General features: G+C 42.3%; 30 protein-coding genes. All 30 read right to left on the bottom strand.

Features of this window, described 5'->3' with window-relative positions; all coding sequences use genetic code 11:
- Positions 1 to 112: 112 nt before the first annotated feature.
- Positions 113 to 1,474, bottom strand: coding sequence for a class II 3-deoxy-7-phosphoheptulonate synthase (locus tag OS173_RS12515; RefSeq protein WP_267184630.1), 1,362 nt, complete (start codon positions 1,472 to 1,474; stop codon positions 113 to 115).
- On the bottom strand, positions 1,449 to 1,970 hold the full coding sequence (locus OS173_RS12510) for a disulfide bond formation protein B (protein WP_267184629.1): 522 nt from the start codon (positions 1,968 to 1,970) through the stop codon (positions 1,449 to 1,451). The genes OS173_RS12515 and OS173_RS12510 overlap by 26 nt, the downstream gene beginning before the upstream one ends.
- 127 nt (positions 1,971 to 2,097) lie before the next feature.
- Entirely contained in the window at positions 2,098 to 2,496 is a 399-nt protein-coding gene (gene rplQ / locus OS173_RS12505; protein ID WP_267184628.1) for a 50S ribosomal protein L17, read from the bottom strand.
- 10 nt (positions 2,497 to 2,506) lie between these two features.
- Positions 2,507 to 3,502 carry a DNA-directed RNA polymerase subunit alpha gene (locus tag OS173_RS12500; protein WP_267184627.1) on the bottom strand — a complete coding sequence of 332 codons (996 nt, stop codon included), beginning with the start codon at positions 3,500 to 3,502 and terminating at the stop codon, positions 2,507 to 2,509.
- A 20-nt stretch (positions 3,503 to 3,522) separates the two neighbouring features.
- Positions 3,523 to 4,152, bottom strand: a complete 630-nt coding sequence (gene rpsD, locus OS173_RS12495; RefSeq protein WP_267184626.1) for a 30S ribosomal protein S4 — start codon at positions 4,150 to 4,152, stop codon at positions 3,523 to 3,525.
- Positions 4,153 to 4,161: 9 nt separating this feature from the next.
- The gene (rpsK, locus tag OS173_RS12490; protein ID WP_267184625.1) at positions 4,162 to 4,548 is read right to left on the bottom strand and encodes a 30S ribosomal protein S11; all 387 of its coding nucleotides are present in this window, start codon (positions 4,546 to 4,548) and stop codon (positions 4,162 to 4,164) included.
- A 39-nt stretch (positions 4,549 to 4,587) separates the two neighbouring features.
- Positions 4,588 to 4,944 (bottom strand): 30S ribosomal protein S13, encoded by a 357-nt coding sequence (gene rpsM, locus OS173_RS12485; RefSeq protein WP_267184624.1) that lies wholly within the window; start codon positions 4,942 to 4,944, stop codon positions 4,588 to 4,590.
- 207 nt (positions 4,945 to 5,151) lie between these two features.
- Positions 5,152 to 6,513, bottom strand: a complete 1,362-nt coding sequence (gene secY / locus OS173_RS12480) for a preprotein translocase subunit SecY (protein ID WP_267184623.1) — start codon at positions 6,511 to 6,513, stop codon at positions 5,152 to 5,154.
- Between the two features lie 2 nt (positions 6,514 to 6,515).
- Complete coding sequence (gene rplO / locus OS173_RS12475; protein ID WP_267184622.1) at positions 6,516 to 6,947, bottom strand: 50S ribosomal protein L15; 432 nt, start codon at positions 6,945 to 6,947, stop codon at positions 6,516 to 6,518.
- A 15-nt stretch (positions 6,948 to 6,962) separates the two neighbouring features.
- A complete protein-coding gene (rpmD, locus tag OS173_RS12470; protein ID WP_407659824.1) occupies positions 6,963 to 7,163 on the bottom strand; it encodes a 50S ribosomal protein L30 in 201 nt (66 codons plus the stop codon).
- On the bottom strand, positions 7,156 to 7,662 hold the full coding sequence (gene rpsE / locus OS173_RS12465; RefSeq protein ID WP_267184621.1) for a 30S ribosomal protein S5: 507 nt from the start codon (positions 7,660 to 7,662) through the stop codon (positions 7,156 to 7,158). Before rpsE ends, rpmD begins: the two co-directional genes overlap by 8 nt.
- Positions 7,663 to 7,682: 20 nt before the next feature.
- On the bottom strand, positions 7,683 to 8,042 hold the full coding sequence (rplR, locus tag OS173_RS12460) for a 50S ribosomal protein L18 (protein ID WP_456085722.1): 360 nt from the start codon (positions 8,040 to 8,042) through the stop codon (positions 7,683 to 7,685).
- 15 nt (positions 8,043 to 8,057) lie between these two features.
- Positions 8,058 to 8,582, bottom strand: a complete 525-nt coding sequence (rplF, locus tag OS173_RS12455) for a 50S ribosomal protein L6 (protein ID WP_267184619.1) — start codon at positions 8,580 to 8,582, stop codon at positions 8,058 to 8,060.
- Positions 8,583 to 8,596: 14 nt separating this feature from the next.
- On the bottom strand, positions 8,597 to 8,992 hold the full coding sequence (gene rpsH / locus OS173_RS12450) for a 30S ribosomal protein S8 (protein ID WP_267184618.1): 396 nt from the start codon (positions 8,990 to 8,992) through the stop codon (positions 8,597 to 8,599).
- A gap of 10 nt (positions 8,993 to 9,002) precedes the next feature.
- Positions 9,003 to 9,308 (bottom strand): 30S ribosomal protein S14, encoded by a 306-nt coding sequence (rpsN, locus tag OS173_RS12445; protein WP_267184617.1) that lies wholly within the window; start codon positions 9,306 to 9,308, stop codon positions 9,003 to 9,005.
- A gap of 6 nt (positions 9,309 to 9,314) precedes the next feature.
- Positions 9,315 to 9,860 carry a 50S ribosomal protein L5 gene (gene rplE / locus OS173_RS12440; protein ID WP_456085721.1) on the bottom strand — a complete coding sequence of 182 codons (546 nt, stop codon included), beginning with the start codon at positions 9,858 to 9,860 and terminating at the stop codon, positions 9,315 to 9,317.
- Between the two features lie 9 nt (positions 9,861 to 9,869).
- Entirely contained in the window at positions 9,870 to 10,190 is a 321-nt protein-coding gene (gene rplX, locus OS173_RS12435) for a 50S ribosomal protein L24 (protein ID WP_456085720.1), read from the bottom strand.
- Positions 10,191 to 10,197: 7 nt separating this feature from the next.
- Positions 10,198 to 10,566: a 50S ribosomal protein L14 gene (gene rplN / locus OS173_RS12430; RefSeq protein WP_267184614.1), complete on the bottom strand. Its 369-nt coding sequence runs from the start codon at positions 10,564 to 10,566 to the stop codon at positions 10,198 to 10,200.
- 12 nt (positions 10,567 to 10,578) lie between these two features.
- The gene (gene rpsQ, locus OS173_RS12425) at positions 10,579 to 10,839 is read right to left on the bottom strand and encodes a 30S ribosomal protein S17 (protein ID WP_267184613.1); all 261 of its coding nucleotides are present in this window, start codon (positions 10,837 to 10,839) and stop codon (positions 10,579 to 10,581) included.
- A gap of 4 nt (positions 10,840 to 10,843) precedes the next feature.
- On the bottom strand, positions 10,844 to 11,032 hold the full coding sequence (gene rpmC, locus OS173_RS12420; protein WP_267184612.1) for a 50S ribosomal protein L29: 189 nt from the start codon (positions 11,030 to 11,032) through the stop codon (positions 10,844 to 10,846).
- Positions 11,032 to 11,445: a 50S ribosomal protein L16 gene (rplP, locus tag OS173_RS12415; protein ID WP_267184611.1), complete on the bottom strand. Its 414-nt coding sequence runs from the start codon at positions 11,443 to 11,445 to the stop codon at positions 11,032 to 11,034. The genes rpmC and rplP overlap by 1 nt, the downstream gene beginning before the upstream one ends.
- Positions 11,445 to 12,134, bottom strand: coding sequence for a 30S ribosomal protein S3 (rpsC, locus tag OS173_RS12410; protein WP_267184610.1), 690 nt, complete (start codon positions 12,132 to 12,134; stop codon positions 11,445 to 11,447). The genes rplP and rpsC overlap by 1 nt, the downstream gene beginning before the upstream one ends.
- A 10-nt stretch (positions 12,135 to 12,144) precedes the next feature.
- Positions 12,145 to 12,480: a 50S ribosomal protein L22 gene (gene rplV, locus OS173_RS12405; RefSeq protein WP_267184609.1), complete on the bottom strand. Its 336-nt coding sequence runs from the start codon at positions 12,478 to 12,480 to the stop codon at positions 12,145 to 12,147.
- Positions 12,481 to 12,486: 6 nt separating this feature from the next.
- On the bottom strand, positions 12,487 to 12,762 hold the full coding sequence (rpsS, locus tag OS173_RS12400; RefSeq protein WP_267184608.1) for a 30S ribosomal protein S19: 276 nt from the start codon (positions 12,760 to 12,762) through the stop codon (positions 12,487 to 12,489).
- A gap of 9 nt (positions 12,763 to 12,771) precedes the next feature.
- Entirely contained in the window at positions 12,772 to 13,599 is an 828-nt protein-coding gene (gene rplB, locus OS173_RS12395; protein WP_267184607.1) for a 50S ribosomal protein L2, read from the bottom strand.
- Positions 13,600 to 13,613: 14 nt separating this feature from the next.
- Positions 13,614 to 13,913 carry a 50S ribosomal protein L23 gene (rplW, locus tag OS173_RS12390; RefSeq protein ID WP_267184606.1) on the bottom strand — a complete coding sequence of 100 codons (300 nt, stop codon included), beginning with the start codon at positions 13,911 to 13,913 and terminating at the stop codon, positions 13,614 to 13,616.
- On the bottom strand, positions 13,910 to 14,515 hold the full coding sequence (gene rplD / locus OS173_RS12385) for a 50S ribosomal protein L4 (RefSeq protein WP_267184605.1): 606 nt from the start codon (positions 14,513 to 14,515) through the stop codon (positions 13,910 to 13,912). Before rplD ends, rplW begins: the two co-directional genes overlap by 4 nt.
- Before the next feature lie 20 nt (positions 14,516 to 14,535).
- Positions 14,536 to 15,156 (bottom strand): 50S ribosomal protein L3, encoded by a 621-nt coding sequence (gene rplC, locus OS173_RS12380; protein WP_267184604.1) that lies wholly within the window; start codon positions 15,154 to 15,156, stop codon positions 14,536 to 14,538.
- A gap of 9 nt (positions 15,157 to 15,165) precedes the next feature.
- On the bottom strand, positions 15,166 to 15,477 hold the full coding sequence (gene rpsJ / locus OS173_RS12375) for a 30S ribosomal protein S10 (RefSeq protein WP_188365428.1): 312 nt from the start codon (positions 15,475 to 15,477) through the stop codon (positions 15,166 to 15,168).
- A gap of 57 nt (positions 15,478 to 15,534) precedes the next feature.
- Positions 15,535 to 15,672 (bottom strand): EF-Tu C-terminal domain-related protein (locus OS173_RS12370; protein ID WP_456085719.1); only part of this gene is annotated, 138 nt, incomplete at its 5' end.

Below are 15,672 nucleotides of genomic sequence, written 5' to 3'. Positions count from 1 at the left end.
TAATTTTTAATTGATAATAAGTAATCAATTATTCTGCATTTACATTAGCATGCACGACATCCAAAAAAAGCTATGCAAAAGCATGGCTTTTTTATCAATCTTTTAAAACTATTCACTGATGATAAAAATCTTTAATCGAAAACGCCAGTTCGAGGGCTTGTTCGTAGTTGAGTCTGGGGTCGACCTGGGTGGTGTAGGCACGGCTGAGGTCAGCTTCTTGAAGAGCGCGGGCGCCGCCGAGACATTCGGTGACGTTTTCGCCGGTGAGTTCCAGGTGAACACCGCCAAGGTGTGAGCCGTTGTCTTTATGAACGCGGAAGGATTCTTCGACTTCTTTTGAGATATTTTCGAAGCGTCGGGTTTTGTAGCCGTTGGAAGTGGATTCGGTATTGCCGTGCATGGGGTCAGCGCACCAGACCACATTTAACTCGGCTTTTTGCACGGTTTTTATGAGCCTGGGTAAATTATCTTCGATGTTGCCGGCGCCGAAGCGGTGTACCAGCGTGAGTTTACCGGCTTCGTTATTTGGATTGAGGGTATGGCACAAATCAATTAAATGATCAGATTCTGTTTCTTTACCAATTTTAACACCAATTGGGTTTTCGATACCGCGCAACAATTCCACATGGGCACTGTCAATCTGATTGGTTCTGAGGCCAATCCAGGGGAAATGGGTACCGAGATTAAAGTAACCGGTTTGTCGCGGCACCTGACGGGTTAAGGCTTGTTCATAATGCAAATGCAGCGCTTCATGAGCGGTAAAGAATTCAACACTTGATAGGTTGTTGACTTCGCGACCCACCAAAACTTCAGCAAACCTCACTGAGTCAGTAATTTTAGCCACTAAATCTTTAAATTTATCGGCATTTTTAGAATGTTTTACCCAAGCAATGTCCCAATATTCAGGGTGCCTGATATCTGCAAAACCGCCATCCACCAGTGCACGTATAAAATTCAAGGTCATGGCTGAATAGTGATAGGCTTTTAGCATGTTATCCGGATTAGGGATACGGGAAGCTTCATCAAAGGTATTTTGATTGACAATATCACCCCGGAATGAGGGTAATGACTGGCCGTCACGGGTTTCCATATCTGCACTGCGGGGTTTGGCATATTGGCCGGCAAAACGGCCTACCCTAACCACCGGGGTTCTGCAGCCGTGAATAATAACCAGGCTCATCTGAATTAAAACTTTTAAACGATTTGATATAATTGTCGAATGACAATCGTCGAAGCTTTCGGCGCAATCACCACCTTGAATCAAAAAACGTTTACCGGCAGCCACTTGGCTCAAGTATTTTTTTAAACGAATGATTTCCCAAGAGGTCACCAATGGCGGTAAAGTAGCGAGTGTATTTAACGCCCCATCGAGTGCTGATTGATCGGGATATTTAGGTTGTTGACGGATGGTTTTATTTTTCCAGCTGTCAACCTGCCACATCGTATTTTTATTTTGTTGGGTTTGTGTTTTCATGGGTGGTTACTCGTAAGAACATCCAAAGAAGGCTGAATATAAACAGTCCGATAAACATGATTAAAGACCAGGTGGGCATACTCATGCCAAGAAACTGCCATTGTATCTCTGCACAGTTACCTGAGCCACTGAGTACTGATTTCAATACGTCTAATAAAGGTGAAGAATCCAGCATCATTTGTAAGCTGGGTCCACAATCAGGTACCTGATCAGCGGGCAAACTTTGCATCCAAACATGTCTGCCACTGATGGCAATACCGATGGCTGAAATAATCAATGCCAGTATGCCAACTAATTTACGCCCCCAATATAAGGTCGGTTTAAAAGCAGCAATGAGGAATATTGCACCGATGACAATATAGACCACACGTTGCAAAATACAGAGGTTACAGGGCATTAAAAAATCAACATGCTCGACGTATAGGGCATAAGCGATCAGTCCTGCACATAACAGAAATGGCAATAAGGTTATTAGTCTAAAAAGATTTTTGCTCACGGTTTAAGACAATTCAAGTAAAGTGATAGATTAGCAAAATATACCTAAAAATGTTACCTTTTAAACCCTCATAAACAAAAAAACCCGCCATAAAAGCGGGTTTTTTTGAAACCATGAAGTTTAATCGTTATTCATCATCACCGGCCACTTCTACTGCAGCTGATTTAATGGGACGATCGACCAGTTCAACATAAGCCATTGGGGCATTGTCACCGGCACGAAAACCACATTTTAAAATACGTAAATAACCACCGGGGCGTTCTTGATATCGCGGCCCCAACTCATCAAACAGTTTAGCCACAATGCTTGGGCTTCGCAGTTTGGCAAAGGCACGACGACGGTTAGCCACATTATCAACTTTAGCCAATGTGATTAACTTCTCGGCAACGCGACGCAGTTCTTTGGCTTTAGGAACTGTGGTTTTAATGAGCTCATGCTCAAACAGTGATGCTGACATGTTTTTGAACATCGCTTTACGGTGCGATGCGTTTCTATTTAATTTTCTACCTGATTTTCTATGACGCATGATACTGTCCTTATCCGATTAGACGCTCAGCAGTTCTGATTGCTGCCGGCGGCCAGTTGTCTAGTCGTACTCCGAGGGTTAAACCCATTTCCGATAGTACACCTTTGATTTCATTCAGTGATTTTTTACCTAAGTTCGGGGTTTTTAACAGTTCAACTTCTGTGCGTTGAATCAAATCACCAATATATTGAATATTTTCTGCTTTTAAGCAATTGGCTGAACGTACTGTCAACTCTAACTCATCGATTGGTTTAAGTAAGATAGGATTGAGTTTTTCTTCCTCTTCTTCTTTTTCAACCGTGGCTTCAATCTTGAAGTCGATAAAGATGGCCAACTGTTCAACCAAGATACGAGCCGCAACGCGAACCGCTTCTTCAGCTGACATAGAGCCGTCTGTGTCAATGTCTAAAATCAGTTTATCAAGATTAGTCTTCTGCTGCAAACGGGCGTTTTCAACCGTATAAGCAACACGCTTAACAGGACAGAAACTGGCATCCAATAACAGCTGACCAATGGGTCGAGACTCTTCACCGGTTTGACGATTGGCTGCCGGTTCATAACCCACACCTTTTTCAAGTTTCATGGTCATGTTAAGGCTGGTTTTTTTGTCTAAGTGACAAATAACCACATCAGGATTGGCCACTGAAACACCATCTGGCAATTGGATATCACCTGCGGTGATGGTTTTTTTAGATGCCTTTAGGGTTAATTCGGCTTGGTCTCGATCCGGCATTGAAAATGCCAGAGTTTTCAGGTTTAACAGAATTTCGACCACGTCTTCGCTGACGCCTTCAATGGTTGAAAATTCATGTTGAACACCGTCTATATTAACTTCAGTGATGGCACAACCCGGGATTGAGGATAATAAAATCCGTCGAAAAGCATTCCCAAGGGTATGTCCAAAACCGCGTTCTAATGGTTCTATTGTAATTTTTGCGCTGTAGTCAGAACGTTCATCGACGTCCACAACTTTCGGGCGCAATAATTTAGCAAGTATGTCAGACATGATAAATCCTCGTTATTAGTTTATTTAGAATACAGCTCAACAATCAGGTTTTCGTTAATGTCTGCCGGTAAATCATCACGGTTAGGAACCGATTTAAATTCACCTTTCATTTTCTTACCATCAACAGTAACCCAATCAGCGAACAAGTTCATTTCTTGCCACAACTCAAGCGCTTGCTTAATACGCAATTGCTTTTTGGATTTCTCACGAACTTCAATTTCATCACCGGCTTTAACTTCGTAAGACGGGATGTTACAAACTTGACCATTTACCATAATGGATTTATGGCTGACCAATTGACGGGCTTCGTTACGAGTAACAGCAAAACCCATGCGGTAAACCACGTTATCAAGACGGGTTTCCAACAATTTTAATAAGTTTTCACCGGTGGCGCCTTTTTGACGTACCGACTTTTTATAATAGTTAACAAACTGCTTTTCTAAGATGCCATAGGTTCTGCGAACTTTTTGTTTTTCGCGTAACTGTAAGGCGTAATCAGATGGCTTATTACGTTTAGCAGCTAAACCATGTTGACCGGGAGCCACATCTAATTTACATTTTGTTTCAATCGCACGTGCAGGGCTTTTTGTCATTAAATCGACACCCTCACGACGGGCTAATTTACATTTTGGACCTAAATATCTTGCCATGTTATTCTCCTATACCCGACGCTTCTTCGGTGGTCTGCAACCGTTGTGAGGAATGGGTGTAATATCAACGATGTTGGTAACACGTAAACCGAGGGCATTTAACGCTCTGACAGATGATTCTCGACCTGGACCTGGACCTTTAATACGAACTTCAATGTTTTTCATTCCGTATTCAACAGCCACCTGGCCAGCTTTATCAGCGGCTACCTGTGCTGCGAACGGAGTGCTTTTTCTTGAACCTCTAAATCCAGACCCACCAGCCGTTGCCCACGACAAACCATTACCTTGTCTGTCTGTGATCGTGATGATGGTATTGTTGAACGACGCGTGTACGTGAGCGATTCCGTCAACAACAGTTCTTTTTATTCTCTTCTTAGTTTTTTGTGGTCTTGCCATTACAATTCTCTATCTGATATCCGGAGGATATGCAAAAAATTAACGTCTAATTGGTTTTTTAGGACCTTTTCTGGTACGGCTGTTGTTCTTGGTTTTTTGACCACGAACAGGTAAGCCGCGACGATGTCTTAATCCACGGTAGCAACCCAAGTCCATTAAACGTTTAATGTCCATAGATACTTCCCGACGTAAATCACCTTCTACTGTTAAGTTACCCACTTCAGCGCGCAACTTATCTAAGGCGTCTTCGTCAAGTTCACCGACTTTTTTGGCAGGATCAACGCCTGCTTTTTCACAAAGTTCATAAGCTTTGGTTCGGCCAACACCATAAATACTGGTTAAGCCTATCCAAGTGTGCTTATTAACTGGAATGTTTACACCCGCAATACGAGCCATGTTCTACTCCTGTTCCTCAAAAACTGGCAGATGCCAATTTCTATTACACAAAATTAGGTAAATACCTTCTATTTTGCCCAAAAAAGGGCGCAAATTATAATACAACACAACGCACAATGCCATCTATTTTTTAACTAGGCACTGAACTTTGTGTTATGAACCATTTGCACACAATATAATTGTATGCAAATGGCATTCTTAAAGTTATTAACGTTTAATCTTTGAAGATGATCGACGGTAATTTTTAATGTCCGATTTTTTCATGACAGATTCATATTGTTGTGAAACCAAGTGGTTTTGAAGCTGTGCCATAGAATCCATGGCCACCACAACAACAATCAATAAGCCAGTACCGCCTAAGGCAAATGGCACAGACAACATAGAGTTCATGACATCAGGCAGTAAACATACACCCAATAAATACATAGAACCCCACAAAGTGACACGATTCAACACACCATCTAAGTAATTAGCTGTTTGTTTACCGGGTCTAATTCCTGGAATAACTGCACTTTGTCGTTTTAAATTATCAGCCGTTTCATCTGAGTTAAAGGTTAACGCTGTATAAAAATAAGTAAAGAACACAATCAACGCACCGTAAAACACCATATACAATGTATTACCAGGGGACAATTGTTGTGATAAATCCGTCAGCCATTCAAAGCCTTCGTTTTGACCGGCAAAGCTGGCTATGGTACCAGGAAACAACACCAAGGAAGACGCAAAAATAGGTGGAATAACACCTGACATATTCACTTTCATGGGCAAATATGATGTCTGAGCTTGGGTGGCTTGTCGTCCGCCACGACGGGCAAATTGCATGGTAACACGACGCTGACCACGTTCCACAAAAACGATGAAGGTGGTTAAACCCAGTGCCAACAACAGTAAGAAAATGGCGGTTAAGGCGTTTAATTGACCTTCACTAACCATTTGGAATACTGAAAACACGGCACTTGGTAAATTCACCACAATACCGGCGAAAATAATCAGAGAAATACCGTTACCAATACCTCGTTCAGTAATTTGCTCACCTAACCACATTAAAAACATGGTGCCGCCGGTTAACGAGATGGTGGCTGTAAACAAAAATCCAAATCCGGGGGTTGGTACGACCGGAGAAGCACCAACAAAACCTAACTTTTGTAATGAGTAGGAAATACTATAGGCCTGAAATCCTGCCAAAGCAATGGTGAAATATCGGGTGTATTGCGTTATTTTACGCTTACCGGTCTCACCATCTTTCTTTAACTCACGCAAAGTTGGCATGGTATGACCCAAGATTTGCATAATAATGGATGCAGTAATATATGGCATCACACCCAAAGCAAATATCGAATAGCGACCTAAAGCACCGCCAGAAAACATATTGAACATGTCCAATAAGCCGCCGGAGTTTTGTTGTAACAGATCAGCCAATACCTGCGGATTTACACCGGGTACCGGTAAAAAGGTACCCATGCGATAAACAATTAAGGCTCCAATCACGAACAGAATTCGACTTTTCAGTTCGCCCAGGCCTTTTTTGTTGCCTAATAGTTTTTCAACTTGCTCTTGTCTGCTTGACATAGTTACGCTACTTTCCCACCAGCTTCTTCAATGGCTTTTTGAGCCCCTTTAGTCACATGCAATCCCGATACAGTAATGGCTTTATCCAGCTGTCCGGTGTTGATGACTTTAACTTTTGTGACGCCACGTTTAACTAAACCGGCTTCAATCAATGCTTCAACATTAACTTCTTTAATATCTAAGCCATTCAAATGGTATAAACATACTTCAGCGCGCGTAGCGGCTATTTTGGATGTAAAACCAAATTTAGGTAAACGCTTAAATATAGGTAACTGACCGCCTTCAAAACCAACTTTGTGAAATCCGCCGGAACGTGATTTTTGTCCTTTGTGACCACGACCACAGGTTTTACCTGATCCTGAACCGATACCGCGACCTACGCGTTTGCCGACTTTAGTCGCGCCTTCAGCGGGTTTAATGGTATTTAATTTCATAATGATAAACCTCGATTATTTAACTTCTTCGACGGCAAGTAAGTGACTTGCTGTACGAATCATACCCATGTTTTCAGGGGTGGCATCAACAATGCGTGATTGGTGTATTTTACGAATACCTAAACCACGAACACAGGCTTTATGATTAGCCAATGATTTATTGGTGCTTTTAATTTGGGTGACTTTAACTTGACCCACTTTCTTTGCTTTAGCCATGATTTTCCATTACCTCCTCAACAGTTTTACCGCGTTTAGCAGCAACTGATTCCGGTGATGTGATTTGTTGCAAACCTTTGATGGTGGCACGGACCAAGTTGATTGGGTTATTTGAACCTTGTGACTTAGCCAGTACGTTTTCTACACCAACCACATCAAATACGGCACGCATCGCACCACCGGCAATAACACCGGTACCTTCTAATGCAGGTTGCATGTAAACCCGTGATCCGGAATGTTTGGCTTTAGTGGCATGCCATAAGGTATTGCCATGTAAATCAACTTCAATGGTGTTTTTACGGGCTTGCTCCATGGCTTTTTGAATAGCCACCGGTACTTCTTTAGCTTTACCGTAACCAAAACCAATTTTACCTTTGCCGTCACCGACAACTGTCAACGCCGCAAAACCGAATTGACGGCCACCTTTAACCACTTTCGCTACGCGGTTAACAGTCACCAATCTTTCCATTAAGTTATCGCCTTGATCTCTTTCTGCCATAATATATCTCTAATAATGTCTTAAAATTTCAACCCGGCTTCTCGCGCGGCTTCAGCCAAAGCTTTTACTTTGCCATGGTATCGGTAACCTGAACGATCAAATCCAACCGACTCAACACCGGCTTTTTTGGCTTTTTCCGCAATGGCTTTACCAACGGCTTGGGCTGCTTCAATATTACAACCTGATTTGTCATCTGCTATTAGGCCTTTATCTTTAGTAGACGCAGACGCCAATGTCGTTAAACCGTCTGCAGAAAATACTTGCGCGTAGATGTGTTGGTTTGATTTGTGCACACTTAAAGAAGGCACGGCCAACTGTCGCAATTTAATCCGCGTTTTGGTTGCTTTTTTTAATCTTTTGCTATTTTTCTGATGCATGATTATCTCAAGAAAGCATTACGCCTTCTTGGCCTCTTTTCTGTATAGTCTTTCATCAGCATATTTCACACCTTTGCCTTTATAAGGCTCAGGCGGTCTGATGGCTCGAATTTCTGCTGCCACTTGGCCGACTTGTTGTTTATCAATACCGTTAACCACGATTTCTGTCTGAGTAGGTACTTCAAAAGTAATACCTTCACGTGCCGAATAAACGACAGGATGTGAATAACCCAGGCTTAAATCAAGGTCTTTGCCTTTTAAAGTGGCACGATAACCAACGCCGGACAATTGCAACTTTTTAGTAAAACCATTGGTAACACCTTCAATCATATTAGCCACCATGGATCGCATGGTTCCGGCCATTGACATATTTTCAGGGGCTGCCTTAACCGTCAATTCGTTGTCATTCTGCTCCAACTGTACGGTCGGGTGCAAATCAAAAGTTAATTCACCTTTGGGTCCTTTGACAACAACTTGCTGGTCATTGATTTTGACATCAACTTTATCAGCAATGGTAATCGGTTGCTTTGCTATTCTTGACATAGTAATACTCCGTATTATTTAAGCACACAAAGCACTTCACCACCGATGGCTGCCTCACGGGCGGCTTTATCGGACATGATACCTTGTGATGTAGAAATAATGGCCGTACCAAAACCGGAATCAACGCGTGGTAAATCATGTTTGCCACGGTAATGACGCAAACCGGGTTTACTGGTTCGTTTTATTTCTTCAATCACCGGTTGATTACGGTGATATTTAATGTTTATCTGCAAATAAGGATGACCGTCTTTCTCAACGGCTTCGAATGAACGAATATAACCTTCTTGTTGCATAACGGATAAAATGCCTTTCTTAATTTTAGAAGCAGGTGTTACAGTGAATTTTTTGTTCACAGCCTGGGCATTTTTGATGCTGCAGATCATATCTGAAATAGGATCACTTATACTCATATTCTTCTCCTTACCAGCTGGCCTTCGTTAAACCAGGAATGTCACCACGCATCGCAGCTTCACGCAATTGTAATTTGCTTAAACCAAACTTTCTATAATAACCGCGCGGTCTGCCGGAAATTTGACAGCGGTTACGCATGCGCACCGGTGAAGAATTTCTGGGTAATTTTTGCAATGCCTCTTGTGCAGCCATCATCTCTTCAAAAGAGGTGTTCGGATCTGCAATGATAACTTTCAATGCGGCACGTTTTTCAGCATATTTTGCAACAATTCTTGCTCGTTTTAAGTCACGTTGGACCATGGATTTCTTTGCCATAATTGATTACCTGCCTTTGAATGGAAAATCAAATTGATCTAACAATAAACGTGCATGTTCATCATTTTTTGCATCGGTGGTAATGGTAATGTCCAAACCACGAATTTCATCAATTTTGTCGTATTCGATTTCAGGAAAAATTATCTGCTCTTTAACACCCATGGAATAGTTACCACGACCATCAAATGATTTTGGATTGAGACCACGAAAGTCACGTACCCGAGGTAACGAAACATTCACCAATCGATCCAAAAATTCGTACATTTTTTTCCGTCTTAATGTGACTTTACAACCAATCGGCCAACCATCACGAATCTTAAACCCGGCAACGGATTTTTTAGCTTCGGTAATTATTGGCTTTTGACCGGCAATTTTTGCCATGTCATCAGCTGCATGAGTCAATACCTTTTTATTCCCTACTGCGGCACCAACACCCATGTTAAGGGTGATTTTGGTAATTTTCGGCACATCCATAACATTATCGAATTTACCGGTTTCCATCAGTGTGGGAACAACTTTTTCTTTGTAATATTTTTCTAATCTGGCCATAATTATTCTCTTTTATGCGTCAACTTGTTCGCCGTTAGACTTAAAAACACGCACTTTTCGGCCGTCTTCCGTCACTTTGAAACCAACGCGTTCGCCTTTTCCGGATGCGGCATTATACAGCATAACGTTAGAAGCATGAATAGGTGCTTCCATGGTTTTAATACCACCTTTTTCCTCTATTTGAGGATTAGGCTTGACGTGTTTTTTAACCGTATTTACATTATTCACCAGTAAACGACCGTCTTTTTTGACTCTCAGGACATTGCCTCTTTGGCCTTTACTGCGTCCGGCGATTACGATGACTTCGTCACCTTGTTTAATTCTTTTCATAATCGTTTCCTTATAAAACTTCCGGTGCCAATGAAATAATTTTCATGAAGTTACCGGATCTGAGTTCACGGGTTACGGGACCAAATATCCGCGTACCGATGGGCTCTAATTTTGAATTCAACATGACAACGGCATTACCGTCGAAGCGAATTAAAGAACCATCACTTCTGCGAACACCTTTACGGGTGCGCACAATGACGGCATTATAAACTTCGCCTTTTTTCACTTTACCACGTGGTATCGCTTGCTTCACAGAGACCTTAATAACATCTCCAATACCGGCATAACGTCGTTTTGAGCCACCCAACACTTTAATACACTGTACCTGTTTGGCACCTGAATTATCGGCGGCTGACAATTTACTTTGCATTTGTATCATAATCAGTACCTCTTAGTTTGTGGACTTAACAATTTCAACCACTTTCCAAGATTTGGTTTTGGAAATGGGCCGACATTCAGCAATTTTCACCAAGTCGCCTTCAGAACATTTATTGTCTGCATCATGTGCATGAATTTTGGTCGACTTTTTGATGTACTTTTTATAAAGTGGGTGTTTAACGGTGCGCTCAATTAAAACGGTCACTGTTTGATCCATTTTATTACTGGTCACCATACCACTTTTTGTTCTAACCTTGTTTGTTTCTGTTGCCATCGGATTATCCTCTTACCTGATTCATAATGGTTTTAACGCGTGCAATATCGCGACGCACTTCACGCAATAAATGAATCTTGTTAAGTTGACCGTTACCACGAGCCATTCGCAAATCAAATTGCTTTTGTAAAAGCCCGTTCAGCTGTTCCTGCAATTGTGCAAGATCTTTATCTTTTAATTCTTTCGCTTGCATTACATCACCGTCCGTTTAACGAATGTTGTTTGCACAGGAAACTTAGCACCTGCTTTATCAAAAGCTGCTTTTGCCACTTCCTCAGAAACACCTTGAATCTCATAGATGACTCGGCCGGGCTTAATGGCAGCTGCCCAAAATTCGATGTTACCTTTACCTTTACCCATACGAACCTCAATTGGTTTTGCGGTGACCGGCTTATCAGGAAAAACTCGAATCCATAATTTACCGCCACGTTTGACATGACGGGTGATGGCACGACGACCGGCTTCGATTTGACGCGCAGTCAATAAACCTCTGGTCGTGGCCTTTAATCCAAAATCTCCGAAACTGACTTTGTTACCATTGGTAGACAATCCACGGTTTCGGCCCTTTTGTTGTTTTCTGTATTTAGTTCTTTTCGGCTGTAACATTATTTTTTACCCCGAGATTTTTTGTTGCCTTTTTTATCAGCTTCTTGCGCGTGTTGTTCTAAGTCAAACACTTCACCTTTATAGATCCATACTTTAACACCAATAATGCCGTATGTTGTTTGGGCTTTAGCCGTGGCATAATCGATGTCAGCACGTAAGGTGTGCAGCGGAACCTGTCCTTCTCTGTACCATTCTGTTCTGGCAATATCAGCACCGTTTAAACGACCAGCTACGGCGACTCGAATACCCAAAGCACCTAAGCGCATGGCGCTACTCACTGCTCGTTTCATGGCGCGTCGAAACATAATTCGACGTTCCAATTGCGACGCAATACCTTGAGCAACTAAAAACGCATCTAATTCAGGCTTACGAATTTCATTGACACTGATATGAGTTGGTAAACCCATCATCGCTGACAATTCGTTTTTGAGTTTTTCGATATCTTCACCTTTTTTACCGATAACAATGCCTGGTCTGGCACTGTGAATGGTAATTCTGGCGTTTTTTGCCGGACGTTCAATTTCAATCTTACTGATTGAAGCATGGGCTAATTTACTGTGCAAATAGTCGCGAACTTTGATGTCTTTGACCAATTGATCAGCGAATTGACCTCTTTCAGCATACCATTTTGCGTTATGCTGCTTTGAAATTCCTAACCGGATACCTATTGGATGTACTTTTTGACCCATAATATTGCCCTTACGATGCTTCAGCCACTTTTACAGTGATGTGGCTGGTTCTTTTTAAAATTTGAGTGCCTCTGCCCTTAGCGCGTGCGCGCCCTCTTTTCAGAGTCGGCCCTTCGTCAACGAATATGGCGCTGATGAATAACTCATCAACATCTAATCCATTGTTATGCTCAGCATTGGCGACCGCAGACATCAAAGCTTTTTTAACAATATGGGCGGCTTTTTTTGGACTGAATGTTAACAGCTGTTCAGCTTGCTCAACGTTCATACCCCGTACTTGATTGGCCACCAATCTCACTTTTTGCGCCGATATATTGGCTCTTCTCAGTTTAGCTTGAATTTCCATTGTCTGTTACCTTTTAGCTTTTTTGTCAGCCACGTGAGATCTGAATGTTCGGGTTGGGGAAAACTCACCCAACTTATGTCCAACCATTTCTTCAGAAATCAACACGGGAATATGTTGTTTACCATTATGAACAGCCAATGTTAAACCCACCATATCCGGTAAAATCATGGAACGACGTGACCAGGTCTTAATGGGTTTTTTGCTATTCTCTGCAACGGCCTTGTCAACTTTTTTCAATAAGCTGATATCAACGAAAGGGCCTTTTTTAAGCGATCTTGGCATAATGCTACCTTATTTCTTATTTCTATTGCGTACAATGAACTTATCAGTTCGCTTGTTTTTACGCGTTTTATGTCCTTTAGTGGATACGCCCCAAGGTGTAACTGGGTGACGACCACCAGAGGTCCTTCCTTCACCACCGCCGTGCGGATGGTCAACTGGATTCATGGCGACACCACGTACAGTCGGGCGAATACCGCGCCATCGACTTGCACCGGCTTTGCCGATTTTTTCTAAGTTATGCTCACTGTTAGAAACAACACCTAAAGTGGCACGGCATTGAGCCGGCACTTTACGGGTTTCTCCGGAACGCAGACGCAATGTGGCATAAATACCTTCTTTTGCAACTAAGCGCGCTGAAGTACCGGCGCTGCGAGCGAGTTGTCCGCCTTTACCGGGTTTCATTTCAACATTGTGAACGATGGTACCAACAGGAATATTGTCCAAAGGCAAACAATTACCGACTTTAATACCTACGGAGGTACCGGAAACAACTTGCATGCCTGGCTCTAATTCCTTAGGTGCCAGAATATAACGTCTTTCACCATCGCTGTATTTTAATAAAGCAATGTATGCATTACGGTTCGGATCATATTCAATGCGTTCTACCGTGGCGCTGATGTCATCTTTGTTACGACGAAAATCAATGATACGGTACTTTTGCTTATGTCCGCCACCAATGTGTCTGGTAGTAATGCGACCTTTATTATTACGACCGCCTGTTTTCGATTTTTTCTCGGTCAAACTGGCTTCGGGGCGTCCTTTATATAAGCCGGTACGTTTTACTTTAACGGTACCGCGACGACCCGGAGAAGTTGGTTTATGTTTAATTAATGCCACTGTTACTCTCCTAATTATTCAGCTTTGGCGCCAAAGTCAATCATTTGATCTTCTTGAATACGCACATAGGCTTTTTTCCAATTCGGGCGTTTGCCGGCTTTCTGACGAAAACTTTTGGTTTTACCTTTAACATTCAATACCGAAACATCAAGAACATTCACTTTGAACAATTGCTCAACAGCTGATTTAATTTGTTGTTTATTCGCTGATTTAGCTACTTTAAAAACATACTGATTAGCTAACTCACCAACACGGTTTGATTTCTCGGAAATCACCGGCGATAAAATAGTTGTGTATAAATTATTTAAACTCATGCTAACCACTCCTCAATCTGTTTAATCGCATCAACTGTAATTAATACTTTATCAGCTGCCACCAAGGAAACAGGGTCAATCCCTAAAGCATTGGTCACATACACATAAGGTATATTGTTGGTTGAGCGAACCAAGTTATCACTGGGTTCAGCCGCAATCAATAAAGCTTTCTTGGCATCATGTTTTGCCAACAACGCCAAACCTTCTTTGGTTTTACCATTGTCTGTATCTAAACCATCAACAACCACTAAACGGTCATTTCGGTATAACTCAGATAAAATGGTTTTCATCGCTGCACGATACATTTTGGTGTTGACCTTTTTGGTAAAGTCACGCGGTGATGCAGCAAATGTTTTACCGCCACCTACCCAGATCGGGCTGCGAATAGTACCCGCACGGGCACGTCCTGTACCTTTTTGTTTCCAAGGTTTAGCACCGCCACCACTTACCGCAGCACGGTTTTTTTGCGCTTTGGTTCCGGCACGACCCGTGGCCATATAAGCGGTCACCACCTGGTGCACAAGAGCTTCAGAATACGCTCTGTCAAAAACAGCTTCTGAAACATCAATTTTTTGTTTTTTTCCTGATACTGTCAGTTCCACAATAATTCTCCAAAATCTGTTTATGCTAAGGGGCTGACCACAACAGTGCTGTTTTTAGCACCAGGCACGGCACCCTTGATTAACAGCAGGCCTTTTTCAGCATCCACTTTAACCAATTGCAAATTGCGGGTGGTGACCTGTTCAGCACCCATGTGTCCGGCCATTTTTTTGCCTTTAAATACGCGACCGGGTGTTTGACACTGACCGATTGAACCGGGAGCCCGGTGACTCAGTGAGTTACCGTGTGTGGCATCTTGCATGTGAAAGTTATAACGCTTAATGACACCTTGATAGCCTTTACCCTTACTGGTGCCGCTGACATTGACCTTTTGCCCGTCTTCAAAGATGGACAGCTCAATAGCGTCACCGACTTTAAATTCTTGATCGGTACGAAATTCTTTACAAATGGTACCAGCTTCAACACCGGCTTTTTTGTAATGACCAGCAGTCGGGGCATTGACTTTTGATTGCTTACGCGAACCTGTGGTTACTTGAACGGCTTGATAACCGTCTGTATCCATTGATTTAACTTGAGCAACAATATTCGGCTCAACATTGATAACTGTGACTGGTACAGACTCACCATTATCGTTGAAAACACGCGTCATTCCAACTTTTTTACCTATAATTCCTAATGACATTTTCAACTCCTAATTTAATTGGATTTGCACATCAACGCCTGCAGATAAATCCAGTTTCATTAATGCATCCACTGTTTTATCATTAGGATCGACGATATCCACTAAGCGCTTGTGCGTACGAATTTCATATTGATCCCGCGCGTCTTTATTGACGTGAGGTGATGTTAATACAGTGTACCGTTCAATTTTAGTCGGTAATGGAATCGGGCCACGAACTTGGGCACCGGTTCTCTTCGCTGTATCGACAATTCTGCCTGCAGATTGATCGATTAATTTATGATCAAACGCTTTGAGTCTAATTCTGATTTTTTGACCAGCCATGTTAATTTGCCTCTGATTAAAGACAATGGCTTTTCGCCATTGTCTTGGATTAATTAATTATTCAATAATTTTAGCCACAACACCCGCACCTACGGTACGGCCACCTTCACGAATGGCGAAGCGTAAACCTTCATCCATCGCAATCGGCGCAATCAACTCTACAACCATCTTAACGTTATCACCAGGCATAACCAT

Source organism: Marinicella gelatinilytica, assembly GCF_026410405.1.
GTDB classification, from domain to species: Bacteria; Pseudomonadota; Gammaproteobacteria; order Xanthomonadales; family Marinicellaceae; genus Marinicella; species Marinicella gelatinilytica.
This window is presented reverse-complemented; position numbering and strand designations above follow the sequence as displayed.

Excerpts from the sequence above, each read along its gene's own strand:
- rpsE (WP_267184621.1), bottom strand. The coding sequence starts at position 7,662 with ATGGCAGAAAGAGATCAAGGCGATAACTTAATGGAAAGATTGGTGACT.
- rpsM (WP_267184624.1), bottom strand. The coding sequence starts at position 4,944 with ATGGCTCGTATTGCGGGTGTAAACATTCCAGTTAATAAGCACACTTGG.
- rplF (WP_267184619.1), bottom strand. The coding sequence starts at position 8,582 with ATGTCAAGAATAGCAAAGCAACCGATTACCATTGCTGATAAAGTTGAT.
- rpsS (WP_267184608.1), bottom strand. The coding sequence starts at position 12,762 with ATGCCAAGATCGCTTAAAAAAGGCCCTTTCGTTGATATCAGCTTATTG.
- rpsK (WP_267184625.1), bottom strand. The coding sequence starts at position 4,548 with ATGGCAAGACCACAAAAAACTAAGAAGAGAATAAAAAGAACTGTTGTT.
- rplQ (WP_267184628.1), bottom strand. The coding sequence starts at position 2,496 with ATGCGTCATAGAAAATCAGGTAGAAAATTAAATAGAAACGCATCGCAC.
- rpsH (WP_267184618.1), bottom strand. The coding sequence starts at position 8,992 with ATGAGTATAAGTGATCCTATTTCAGATATGATCTGCAGCATCAAAAAT.
- rpsQ (WP_267184613.1), bottom strand. The coding sequence starts at position 10,839 with ATGGCAACAGAAACAAACAAGGTTAGAACAAAAAGTGGTATGGTGACC.
- rplV (WP_267184609.1), bottom strand. The coding sequence starts at position 12,480 with ATGGAAATTCAAGCTAAACTGAGAAGAGCCAATATATCGGCGCAAAAA.
- rpmC (WP_267184612.1), bottom strand. The coding sequence starts at position 11,032 with ATGCAAGCGAAAGAATTAAAAGATAAAGATCTTGCACAATTGCAGGAA.
- rplW (WP_267184606.1), bottom strand. The coding sequence starts at position 13,913 with ATGAGTTTAAATAATTTATACACAACTATTTTATCGCCGGTGATTTCC.
- rplC (WP_267184604.1), bottom strand. The coding sequence starts at position 15,156 with ATGTCATTAGGAATTATAGGTAAAAAAGTTGGAATGACGCGTGTTTTC.
- rplP (WP_267184611.1), bottom strand. The coding sequence starts at position 11,445 with ATGTTACAGCCGAAAAGAACTAAATACAGAAAACAACAAAAGGGCCGA.
- rpsD (WP_267184626.1), bottom strand. The coding sequence starts at position 4,152 with ATGGCAAGATATTTAGGTCCAAAATGTAAATTAGCCCGTCGTGAGGGT.
- secY (WP_267184623.1), bottom strand. The coding sequence starts at position 6,513 with ATGTCAAGCAGACAAGAGCAAGTTGAAAAACTATTAGGCAACAAAAAA.
- rplO (WP_267184622.1), bottom strand. The coding sequence starts at position 6,947 with ATGAAATTAAATACCATTAAACCCGCTGAAGGCGCGACTAAAGTCGGC.
- rpsC (WP_267184610.1), bottom strand. The coding sequence starts at position 12,134 with ATGGGTCAAAAAGTACATCCAATAGGTATCCGGTTAGGAATTTCAAAG.
- rpsN (WP_267184617.1), bottom strand. The coding sequence starts at position 9,308 with ATGGCAAAGAAATCCATGGTCCAACGTGACTTAAAACGAGCAAGAATT.
- rpmD (WP_407659824.1), bottom strand. The coding sequence starts at position 7,163 with ATGGCTAAAGCAAAGAAAGTGGGTCAAGTTAAAGTCACCCAAATTAAA.
- rpsJ (WP_188365428.1), bottom strand. The coding sequence starts at position 15,477 with ATGGCTGGTCAAAAAATCAGAATTAGACTCAAAGCGTTTGATCATAAA.
- OS173_RS12515 (WP_267184630.1), bottom strand. The coding sequence starts at position 1,474 with ATGAAAACACAAACCCAACAAAATAAAAATACGATGTGGCAGGTTGAC.
- rplN (WP_267184614.1), bottom strand. The coding sequence starts at position 10,566 with ATGATACAAATGCAAAGTAAATTGTCAGCCGCCGATAATTCAGGTGCC.
- OS173_RS12500 (WP_267184627.1), bottom strand. The coding sequence starts at position 3,502 with ATGTCTGACATACTTGCTAAATTATTGCGCCCGAAAGTTGTGGACGTC.